Source organism: Thiemannella venezuelensis, assembly GCF_014203605.1.
GTDB lineage: Bacteria > Actinomycetota > Actinomycetes > Streptosporangiales > Streptosporangiaceae > Planomonospora_A > Planomonospora_A venezuelensis.
This window is the reverse complement of record NZ_JACHJJ010000053.1, coordinates 1-11,106: the sequence shown is the minus strand read 5'-3', so window position 1 is coordinate 11,106 and position 11,106 is coordinate 1. Positions and strand designations below refer to the sequence as shown.

Sequence of the window (11,106 nt, the reverse complement as noted above, 5' to 3'; positions counted from 1 at the left end):
CACTGGACCAGCGGTCCTGTACGCCCCCGGACCAGCAACCTCGTCCGCCTCAGCTACCGGCTCACAGCCTGACCCCGAAATTGAGCAACAGAGTCACCGATGTAACGGCATCTCCACAGCCCGCAGCGCCGCAGGCCTTGCGAGATGACAGCTTCGACGCCCACTCAGGCGGCGTAGCGGTGCTTGTACCGCTACAAAAGGTCTTCGGCAACGTGCTGTTCGCCCCGCCGGTCCAAGCCGGGACCCTGGCCGACTACGCCCTCCTGACCGTCGCCAACGTCGCACCCAGGCCGGCGGGCCTCGACTTCGCCAACCGCCGCCGCGCTGCCCCTCGCCGGTGCCGCGGCGGTCGCCTGCGTCGAGGCGGTCGGTCCGCTTCCCGGCCGGACCGTCCTGGTCGCGGGCGCCTCCGGCGGGGTCGGCTCCCACACCATGCAGTTGCCGGCCGCCCGCGGCGCGACCGTCGTGGCGACCGGAACCCGCGACGACGTCGAGCGCCTCACTGAGCTCGGCGCCTCGTTCGTGGTCGACTACACCGCCGAGGCGGTGAGCGAGCAGGTACGGGCCGCCTACCCCGACAGCGTCGACACCCTCATCGACCTGGTCTCCACATCCCTGACGGTCTGGCGCTCGGCGCCGTTGGCAAGAGCGGCACGGTCGTCAGCACGCTGGGCGTCGTCAGCGAGACGGCACTGGCCGCCGCCGGCCTCACGGGCTCCATCGTCATCGCCGACCCGGCCCGCGGCCTCATCTCCGCCCTCGCCGACCAGGCTGCCGCCGAAACGTTGAAGGTGGGCGCCACCACCGTCCTACCGCTGGAGCGAGCCGCCGAAGGACTGTGCGCCTGCCGAAAATTACATCCACGCAGTTCAAGCGGCATGTGCGTACTCGTGGAGGACCCCGCCGAGTCGGTCGCGTCTGCGTACGCTCAGCTCGGTGATCCGCATCGGATCCGTGATCGGGACCGGGACAGTGCGCAGCGGGGCCGCTTGGTTCAGGGCTTGATGGGCGCGGTGCTGGTTGTAGAACCGTTCGTACTCACGCAGGGCGTGGCGCAGATGGCGCTCGTTCCACAGCAGGCAGCGGTCGAGCAGTTCACGGCGGCATGACTATACCCATCGCTCCATGACCACGTTCATGCGTGGCACGCGGACACCGGTGAGCACGGTCCGGATACCGGCCTCGGCCAAGATCTCGTCCATGAGGGCGGGGAACTTCCCGTCCCGGTCACGGATCAGGTAGCGGGCCCGGCAGCCGGCCTCTTCCAGGTCCATCACGAGGTTCTTCATCGCCTGGACGACCCAGACCGCGGTCGGGCAGGCGGTAGTGCCCAGCACCCGGACGCGCCGGCTGGCGTGCTCGATGACGGCCAGGATGTACTGGCGCTGCCCCGTAAGAGTGACGGTCTCGATGAAGTCGCAGGCCAGCAGCGCCTCGGCTTGCGAGCGCAGGAAGTCAGCCCAGGTGACAGACGCCCCCTCAGGTGCCGGATCAACGCCTTCCTGCTTAAGGATCTCCCAGACCAGGCGCAGGATGAGTGCGCGGATGGAACGGACCGTGGGCGGGCGCCCCGGCCGCTTCGGCCGGCAGCTCCCGGCATGACGACGTCTCATCAGATCGCGGTGCCGGCGCAGGACGGTGTCCGGGCGGACGAGGAGCCGCACCCGGCGCAAGACCTCGCGGGGCAGCGACGTCAGCAGGGCCGCGAGAAAGGCACGGTCCTCGGGAGCGAATCTCACCCTGGCGCCGGCGCCGAACTGCCGTTCGAGAACGGTGATCTGGTGGCGGAGAGCAAGGATCTCGACGTCCTTGTCCCGATCGCCCATCGGCAGCAACCGCAGCGCGGAAGGTGTTCGTGACGGCGAGGTAGGCCGGGCGAAAGAGCACGGACGATCATCATGCCGCACTCCGAGCAGCGGGGGATCACGCGCGTTGAGCAATTCCCAGCAAGCCCATGACCTGGCTGGATGACGTTGTCGGCAGACGCGAAGCTTTCAGACAGGACTTCACGACTTCGCGGCGCTCGTCGATCAGACCATCGAGCCCCTTTCGGGGTTCAATCCGGCCTTCCAGCGGTACAACGGTCTGCTCATCGTGATCGGGTAGCAGTTGTCGTTGGGACTGGTGCGGCTGGTGACCGTTGCAGTGATCGACTTACTCGGCCAAGACCGAACGCAGATCTGGTCCGCTTACGACCGTCGCCTGAACGCCGCGCCCAGAGGCGGGACAGTTGCCTGGCACTACGGGGGCGTCGGTGGCCACACCGTCGCACCGACGGGGCGGGCCGTCCGGCGACCTCCGATAGAGGCCTCGGTTCCGACGACGTTCCCACAACAGTACCGAAATTATATAAGGATCCGTTATATTGGCTGTATGGCCTGGGAGATCACACTGCACGCCGAGGTGAACGCCTGGTTCCTCGACATCTGCAAGAACGACCCGGCCACCGCGGAGAAGATCGAGGAAGCGCTGGACGAGCTCGCCCTGCAGGGCCCGAAACTCGGCCGCCCGCTGGTCGACCGGATCCACCACTCCCGCGTCCTGCACAACCTCAAGGAACTGCGACCCCGAGTACCGGGCGACGCGGAGATTCGCCTACTTTTTGTGTTCGATCCCACCCGGGAGGCCATCGTGCTGGTCGCCGGAGACAAAGCAGGGGAATGGAACCGGTGGTACCGCACGGCGATCCCTTTGGCGGAGGAACGCTACGCCGCATACCGCGCCGAGAAGGAGGAGGAAGACTGATGAGCGAGTTCGTGAAGTGGTCCGACACCAAGTCCAAGATCCGTGAGATCGATCCCGAGTGGGACTCCCCCGAGCGCGTCGCCGCCCGAGAGGCCAGCCGTGAGCAGCTCCGGGCGGAACTGCGCGGCACCCAGCTCGCTGAGATGCGCAAGCGCCTGGGCATCTCCCAGAAGCTCCTGGCCGAACGCATGGGCGTCTCTCAGGCGCGCGTGTCCCAGATCGAGCACGGTCAGATCGGCGGCCTGGACGCCTTGCGCTCCTACGTCGTCGCCCTGGGGGGGACGCTGGACGTGGTGGCCGACTTCGGCGACCACACCGTGAAGGTCGCCTGAGCCAGTCCGGGACCCATGGTCACTTGGTCAAGGGCCCTATGTTTGCTCGGTGGTTGCTCGCCTGTCGCGCTTTTAATCCGTAGGTTCTGGGTTCGAGTCCCAGGCGCCCTACCACCTTCACCTGCGGGTTCTCCCGCCCGGGAGAACCCGCGATCACAACCTGGGACAGGCCTGGGTCACAGCTGGGTCATGCGCGCCCACCGCCCGTTGCGGATCGTCCGCGCCGTCTTGCGCGCCGCGGCCATCACCAGCCGGGCCGTCGCTGCGGCCGCCTGGTGATGGGTCTGCGGCAGTACCGAGGTGTAGGTGTCGGCGGTCAGCACGATGCTGGCGTGCCCGAACTGGCCCTGCACCACCGGCAGGTCCACGTGCGCGGCCAGCGCCAGCGACGCCGCGCCGTGGCGCAGGTCGTGCAGCCGCACCGGCGGCAACCCGCTGGCGCCCACCAGCCTACGGAACCGGACGGTCAGGTAGTCCGGTGCCACTGGAGCACCGCCGCGGCGGGTGAAGACGTACCCCGTCTCATCCCAGCACCGCCCAACGCGAGCGTATTCGGCCTGCTGGGCGCGTTCGTGGCGCCGCAGCAGGTGCACCGTGTGTGGATCGAGGGCGATGGTGCGCCGGCTGGCCGCGCTCTTGGGCGGGAACTCCAGCAGGTGCCCGTCGGCGTGCACGAGTTGCCGGGTCACGGTGAGTTCGGCCGTCTCCAGGCTCAGGTCCACCCAGCGCAAGCCCGCCAGCTCGCCCCGGCGCAGGCCGCGCAGCGCGGCCAGCCACCATAAGGGGAACAGCGGATCGTCGCGAACGACGTCCAGAAACGCCGCCAGCTGCTGGGGCGTCCAGACCGCCACCGTCGGTCGTTCCCCGGTGGCCTGCCAGGCCGCGACCCGTCGCTCGGTCCACACTCGCGCGTACGGGCGCCGTACGGTGGGCAGCCGCAGCCTTTGGGCGGGGTTGCTGTGGATGAGTCCTTCGCGGACGGCCTCGTTCAGCGCGGCCCGCAGCGTGGCGCGGATCCGCTCCAGCGTGGAGGCCGCCAGCGGCTTTCCGTACCGGTTGCGCCGCTCGGCCAGCCGCGTGAACAGCCGTCGCACTTCGCGGGTGGACAGTTCGGTCAGCGGGATCCGGCCCAGCGCCGGGATCAGATGCAGCCGTACGTGGTCGGCGTAGCTCTGGCGGGTGCGGGGCCGAATCCCCTGAACGGTCGCCAGCCAGTACCGCAGCCACTGCGCGAGCGTGCACCCCGCCCCGACCGAACCGTCGCTGTCGACCACGAGCAGGTCCCGGCCCGCCTGCTCGGCTTCCTCGGCGCTGGCGTATCCGCCGCGGCGCAGGCGCTCGCGCCGCCCGGACAAGCCGAGCACTTGCACCGCGACGTACCAGGAGCCGTGCCCGTCCTCAGCCAGCCTCGGGCACGACCGGTCCTGCCCGGTGCAGCCGCACCGCTTGTAGACCGCCGGATGGTTCTTGTTCATCGCCGTCTCCTTCCTCTCCCAAGAAGGAACGGCGAGCTGACTGAAGTACCCCCGCCTACACCAGAGTGGTCTGCCTCGAGCCCGACGAACCCGAAGCGCTCCGAAAGCCCTTACACCACTTCGCCTGGACGTGACCCCAGCCGATGAACGTGCAGGGCAGAGGCAAGAACCGCGCCAGGGGGCCAGGACCGCTCGATCGGCCCAGTCCGGCTTCGGCCGGGCGACCTGACGCTGCAGCACCGGCATCTCCATGTTCTTGGACGCTTGACCACTGCCCAGGAGCACCCGCCGCCGAACAGCCCGATCATGAGCAGGTAAAGGAGACGGAGAGACACAAGAAGCGATCTTTCCTGAGCCACGCCTCAGGTTGACTCGCAGGTCAAGCACTCTATGACGGCTTTTGAAGCGGTGTACATCCCTGGCTTGTGGTGGTCTCCGCCGAAGTTGGGGCGATTCACCGCCGCGAACCTACGCCCGGTCTTGATGACCGCATCCTCGACAAGTCTCAACATCCAAGACTCGCCAGTCCAGTTCTCGCTACAGCGACGTCCTACGCCACCGTCCCCTGCCTGCGATCCCGCAGGTCGCTACCCAATTTGATCACAAAAGCCAGCTTGATCACAGATCTTTCTTTACGTAAAGTTTACTGATAGCTTCTGTGGGCCGAACACGTGTTCGGGTGGCCTGCGCCTTCGGCGTGGGCCACTTGCATGCACGCAGGAGACCTGAGTGAACTTAACGACAGGAAGCGAAGAGCCCTTACCGCTCTCCCCCAGCCCCCGAAGGCGCAGGCGCCGCCTGGCGAGCGCCACCGCCACCGCCCTGTGGCCGCGACCATGGTCGTCAGCCTGACCGCGGTTCCGTCCTGGGCCGAGCGGGACCCCGACCCGGCCCCCGCCCAGACCTCTACCCCTCCCGCCCCGAAGAGCGGCGGGCAGCCCGCCGTGGACGAGACGGTGGAGGCGGCCAAGAAGCAGGCCCGCGAGACCGGCAAGCGCGTCGAGATCCCCGAGCGCAACACCGAGAGCACGACGCTGTTCGCCAACCCCGACGGCAAGACGCTGCGGGTTGAGCTGTCCACCGAGCCCATACGCGTCAAGAAGGCCGACGGCAAGGGCTTCACAGATCGACACCACCCTGGTTGAGGCGGACGGCGTCATCAAGCCCAAGGCCGTGAAGGGAGAGCTTGTCCTGTCCGCCGGCCGGGACAAGACCCTGCTCAAGAGCCAGGCGGCCGACGCCACCGCGAAGATCACCACGCCGTCGGCCCTGCCCGAACCCAGGCTGAAGGGCAACACCGCCACCTACCGGTCCGCCTACGGCAAGGGCCGCGACCTGGTGGTGACCGCGAACCCCACCGGGTTCCGGCAGCAGATCACCATCGCCGAACGGCCCACCGGCCCGCTCTCCTTCCGGGTCCCGTTCGACCTGCCCAAGGGCATGTCCTTCACAAAGAACGCCGCGGGCCGGCCTGCCATTGTGGGCAAGGACGGCAAGACGCTGACCGAGGTCCGGCCGACCCTGCTGCAGGACGCCAAGGCCACAGACCCGGGCGCCCCGCTCGATGCGGGCAAGATCGGCAAGGCCGCCGTCACGCTCGCCGCAGACGGCAAGACCCTGGTGTTCACGCCGGACGCCGCGTTCCTGGCCGATGCGGCAACGACGTATCCGGTGACGATGACCGCCGCGGCCTCTGACTGGTACGAAGGCCACACCGGCGAGCAGGATAAAGACGGCCGGGACACCTACATCAACGACTACGACCTCACGGACAGCTGGAACAACTTCAACAAGACCGAGATCGTGGCCGGCAAGTCCTACGCCGGCGGTATCGCCAAGCGCTGGCGCGGCTACCTCAAGTTCCCCACCATTCCCGCCGAGTTCGCCGGCAGCACGGTGCAAAACGCCGACCTGCACCTGTGGAACTACCAGTCCAATGACTGCGGGGCGGGCGGCGGCTCCGGCATCATCGCGCGGCGGATCACCTCCGACTGGGAGGAGATACCGCTGAGCTGGAGCAGCCAGCCGTACGTCACCAGTGCGGGCGCCGACACCGAGTACGGCGCCTACAGCGAAGACTGCAACCGCGCCGGGAACCTGATCCACTCGCTCGACGAGATCGCCCAGGCGTGGGTCGACGGTGCCCCCAACTACGGCATCCAGCTCACCGCAGGTGACGAGTCCGAGGTGCGCAACTGGCGGCGCTACAGCCCCCAGGAGGCCGGCGGCTGCGATACGCCACCGCTGGAAGCCTGCAAGGAGCAACCCCACCCACCCATCCTCACCATCGACGTCGAACTTCCGCCGCCCCCGGTCGTCGATGACTTCTTCTTCACCTCTCCCGACCCGATCACGAGCCTTCCGTCATACGAGGAAGCCCTCGCCCGGTCGGTATATGAGCCCGTGGACGGCGAGCAGATTTCGATCAGCAAAGAGTTCGCCAGTCAGATCGCGGGACAGCGCGATGGTCAGGCGTACGAAGTCACAACGGATCAGCTCGACATCAACGACGAAGGCTACGAGGGCGGTGGTGAAGACACCCGCGTGCCACAAGTGGTCACCGTCGAACCTGCCAACGATGCCGTCGACGTCCCCCTCGACACGACGCTGAAAGTTACCTTCCATGAGCCAATCGATAACGCTCGCTTTATCCTCAAGGATGCTGGCGGCGTCGAGGCCCCAGGAACGGTGACCTACGACAGCACCAACACCATGGTGACCTTCACCTCGGCGCAGCCGCTGAAGCCAGGAACCACTTACACGGTCGAGGTCTCGGGAGCGATCGACTCGGGGGAAAACATGATGGCCCCCTACACTTGGTCCTTCACCACGGTGAGGCAGTCTGCGGGCCGCTGGACGTTTGATGAGGGAGACGGCCGCACGGCTACCGACTCGTCAGGACAGGGCCATGACGCGACGCTAAACGACACAGCGGGGTGGATCACCGGTAAGAACGGAAGCGCGGTGTCGAACATGCCCGCACAGGCGCAGGTCACTGCGTCTCGTGAGGCGGTTCATCAGGGCAAGGCCGTCGAGGTAGCCGATCAGACGACCGCGACCAGTATCACCCATGCCCAGCCCGACGGAAAGACGTACAAGACCGAGGTCACGGCCGGTCCGGTGCGGACCCGGCAGGGCAACGCTTGGGTGCCGATCGATACCACGCTGGCCGAGCAGGGCGGCAAGCTGCGGCCCAAGGCCCTCGCCGAAGGTGCGGCCGTGGAACTCTCCGCCGGTGGCACGGGTCCGTTCGTGAAGATGTCCGCCGATGGGAAGTCCTACGCGCTGACGTGGCCGACCCCGCTGCCCAAGCCGGCCATCAAGGGCAATGTCGCCACCTACACCGACGCCGCGGGCGTGGGCATGGGCGCTGACCTGGTGGTGACGGCGTTGCCGACTGGCTTCCGGCATGAGGTGGTGCTGCGCCAGCGGCCGTCCAAGCCGCTGAAGCTGCGGATCGGCGTAGCTGACGAGGGCCTGACCCTGACCGAGGGCAAGGGCGGCCGGCTGCTGCTGAAGGGCAAGGACAAGAAGCCGGTCTTCTCGGCCGCACGTCCGGCCATGTCGGACGGCAGCGCCAAGGGCCGGCGTTCCCTGGCCAAACATGCGGAGGCCGGTACGGACCTGGTCACCAAGGACGGCCGTACCGAGCTGGTGATCACGCCCGACCAGGCCTTCCTGGCCGACGCCTCCACCACCTACCCGGTGCGGGTGGCCTCGGCGGTCACGCTGCCGCTCGGTGCCGACGTGGACGTCTCCACCAACGACACGATCGACTTGCCCGCCTACCCGGACAACCAGTACATCATGGCCGGCACCATGACAGGCGGGCTCAAGTCCCGGCTACACCTGCGGTTCGACACCACCGGCCTGCCCGGCAGCACGGTGACCGCCGCCACGCTGTCGATGAACACCATCGACAGCCACAACTGCGGCGCCGCGCTCGCCAACGGCATCCAGGTCGCCCGCCTCACCGGCACGTGGAACCCGGACAACCTGTACTGGGCCGGCAAGCCTGCCCACACCACCGAGGACGCCTCGACCAACTTCAAGGGCGTCACCTCCGACTGCGCCACCCACCCCGACAGCATGGAGTGGAACGTCACCGGCATCGCCCAGGACTGGGCCGCCGGCGCCGCCAACCACGGGCTGGTGCTCAAGTCGCCCGGCGAGGCGAACATCAACAACTACCGGGTGTTCACCTCCTCCGAAGACACCGACTTCAACCTGCCGCCGAAGCTGACCATCACCACCAGCGGCCCGGCCTCCGCGCCGAGTGTCTCGGCCCCGGCCATCACGCCGGCGCAGGCGGTGGACGGCACCACGGTGACGACCTCGCTCACACCGCAACTGGCCGCCACGGTCACCGACAGCGCGAGCGGCAGCCTCACCGGCGCGTTCGAAATCGAGCACGACCCGGCCGCCACCGGGCAAGGCAGCGGCCAGATCTGGGCCGGTGCCTCGTCGGCGGTCACCTCCGGCACCCAGGCCACCGTCACCGTGCCCGCCGGGAAGCTGACCGACGGCTGGAAGATCCGCTGGCGCGCCCGCGCGGCCAACGCCACCGCCGCCACCACCTCGGCGTGGTCGGACTGGCAGACGGCCACCGTGGACGTGCCGAACCCGACGGTCGGCGCCTTGCAGGTCACCCCCTCCCAGGTGGTGGACAGCACCACCGTGACCACCAGCCTGACCCCGGCCCTGCACACCACGGTCACCGACCCGGCCACCCAGCCGCTGCGCGCCGAGTTCGAGGTCGAACACGACCCGGCCGCGACCGGCCAAGGGGCGGGGCAGATCTGGACCGGGAGCCTCGACAACGTCGCCTCCGGCACCCAGGCGTCGGCGACCATGCCCGAGGGGAAGCTGACCGACGGCTGGAAGGTGCGCTGGCGGGTCCGGGCGATCAACACCGCCACCACGGTCGGCTCACCGTGGTCGGACTGGCAGACCCTGACCGTCGACGTGCCGGATCCGGTGTCCGAGCCGGCCGTGGGCGCGCTGCAGGTCACCCCGTCCCAGCAGGTGGACGGCACCACCGTCACCCCCACCCGCACCCCGGCACTGCTGGCCCAGGTAAGCGACCCAGCCGGCCAGCCGCTGCGGGCCGAGGCCGAGATCGAGCACGACCCCACCGCACCCGAAGGTCAGGGCAGCGGCCAGATCTGGACCGGCAGCGCCGACAACGTGCCGACCGGCACCCAGGCCAGCATCACCGTCCCGGCGGACACACTGACCGACGGCTGGAAGGTCCGCTGGCGGGCCCGCGCGGTCTCGGCCACCGCCGCCTCGGCCTGGTCGGACTGGCAGTCCTTCACCGTCAGCCTGCCCAAGCCCACCGCCACCGGCCTGACCATCACCCCGTCGAAGGTGGTGGACGGCACAACGGTGAGTACCACGCTCACCCCCACGCTGCAGGCCACCCTCACCCACCCGGCCGGCCAGGCGCTGCGGGCCGAAGCCGAGATCGAGCACGACCCGGCCGCACCCGCGGGGCAGGGCAGTGGCCAGATCTGGACCGGCGCCGTGGACAACGTCGCGTCCGGTACCCAGGCGAGCATCGCCATCCCGGTGGACAAACTGGCCGACGGGTGGAAGGTGCGCTGGCGTCTGCGCGCGGTCACCGAGCAGGCCGCCTCGGCCTGGTCGGACTGGCAGCAGGTCACCGTGGACGTCATCCAGCCGGGCGAGGAACCCCTGGCCCAGACCACCGGACCGGTGATCCGCACCGACCAGAGCTTCACCGCCGCTGCCTGGCTGCGCTGGAGCGACAAGGATGGCGACTACACCGTCCTTGAGCAGAGGGGCACCCACACCGCACCGTTCCGGTTCGGCAACACCGCCGACCACGGGCTGGCCTTCACCTTCACCAGCACCGACGCCGCAGATGCGACGATCGAGGGCGTGCTGTCCGACGTCGAACCCCCGGTCGACGAGTGGTTCCACTTGGCCGGCGTTTACGACGCCACGGCCAAGAGCGCCTCGCTGTACCTCAACGGAACCCTCATCAAGACCGCGCCGATCAGCTTCACGGTGTGGAACGCGGATACGGCCATGACTCTGGGCAGCACGATGAAGGGAGACCTCGACGAGGTCGAGATCTACCAGCGGTCACTCGGCGCCGGGGATGTCGCCACTCTCCTGACGGGTTCGGTCGCTCAAGCTCCCCCAACGGGGAAATCCTCGGCATCACCTACACCGACCGTGGCCCCCAGGTCCGCTGCCGCTGGCCCCAACTTCAAGTACGAGCACCTGTCGGTGGACGACTGCCTCGCCACCCAAATGGCACCCAGATTTGTCGACTCCTACTCCCGCACGCAGGAGCGTCCCTATTCCGCATGCTGGACCGCTTGGATCGGGTACGCCGGGTGGCAGGAAGACGACGATGGCGGTACCAAGAAGCATAAGCCAGCGCCGTGGGTCTTCCTATTCCCGCCGCAACTGAGGCTTCCGGCACGACCCCGGCGTTGAAGGGTTTTGTCCGGCCTGCTGATGGTTGATCAGAGGTTGTAGATGGCGAAGGCCGTGTCGTGATCGAGGAGGTCACGGCGGGC

The 11,106-nt window shown here is 68.2% G+C and carries 8 protein-coding genes; 6 read left to right on the top strand and 2 right to left on the bottom strand.

Features of this window, described 5'->3' with window-relative positions; all coding sequences use genetic code 11:
- The first annotated feature begins 324 nt into the window (after positions 1-324).
- Together FHS22_RS37600 and FHS22_RS37595 are read left to right on the top strand one after the other, a co-directional pair.
- On the top strand, positions 325-789 hold the full coding sequence (locus FHS22_RS37600; RefSeq protein WP_338048122.1) for a zinc-binding dehydrogenase: 465 nt from the start codon (positions 325-327) through the stop codon (positions 787-789).
- A 101-nt stretch (positions 790-890) separates the two neighbouring features.
- On the top strand, positions 891-1,109 hold the full coding sequence (locus FHS22_RS37595) for a hypothetical protein (RefSeq protein WP_221474592.1): 219 nt from the start codon (positions 891-893) through the stop codon (positions 1,107-1,109).
- Here the strand turns inward: FHS22_RS37595 and FHS22_RS36745 are convergent, their stop codons facing one another.
- Positions 1,110-1,826, bottom strand: coding sequence for a hypothetical protein (locus FHS22_RS36745; protein ID WP_221474591.1), 717 nt, complete (start codon positions 1,824-1,826; stop codon positions 1,110-1,112). It lies immediately after the preceding gene.
- A gap of 547 nt (positions 1,827-2,373) precedes the next feature.
- Between FHS22_RS36745 and FHS22_RS36740 the strand changes: the two genes are divergently transcribed.
- Complete coding sequence (locus FHS22_RS36740) at positions 2,374-2,745, top strand: type II toxin-antitoxin system RelE/ParE family toxin (RefSeq protein ID WP_184948820.1); 372 nt, start codon at positions 2,374-2,376, stop codon at positions 2,743-2,745.
- Positions 2,745-3,077 carry a helix-turn-helix domain-containing protein gene (locus tag FHS22_RS36735; protein WP_184948819.1) on the top strand — a complete coding sequence of 111 codons (333 nt, stop codon included), beginning with the start codon at positions 2,745-2,747 and terminating at the stop codon, positions 3,075-3,077. Before FHS22_RS36740 ends, FHS22_RS36735 begins: the two co-directional genes overlap by 1 nt.
- A gap of 176 nt (positions 3,078-3,253) precedes the next feature.
- Here the strand turns inward: FHS22_RS36735 and FHS22_RS36730 are convergent, their stop codons facing one another.
- Positions 3,254-4,552 carry a site-specific integrase gene (locus FHS22_RS36730; RefSeq protein ID WP_184948818.1) on the bottom strand — a complete coding sequence of 433 codons (1,299 nt, stop codon included), beginning with the start codon at positions 4,550-4,552 and terminating at the stop codon, positions 3,254-3,256.
- A gap of 824 nt (positions 4,553-5,376) precedes the next feature.
- Between FHS22_RS36730 and FHS22_RS36725 the strand changes: the two genes are divergently transcribed.
- Positions 5,377-5,697 (top strand): hypothetical protein, encoded by a 321-nt coding sequence (locus FHS22_RS36725; protein WP_184948817.1) that lies wholly within the window; start codon positions 5,377-5,379, stop codon positions 5,695-5,697.
- 28 nt (positions 5,698-5,725) lie between these two features.
- Positions 5,726-11,023, top strand: a complete 5,298-nt coding sequence (locus tag FHS22_RS36720; protein ID WP_184948816.1) for a DNRLRE domain-containing protein — start codon at positions 5,726-5,728, stop codon at positions 11,021-11,023.
- Positions 11,024-11,106 lie beyond the last annotated feature (83 nt).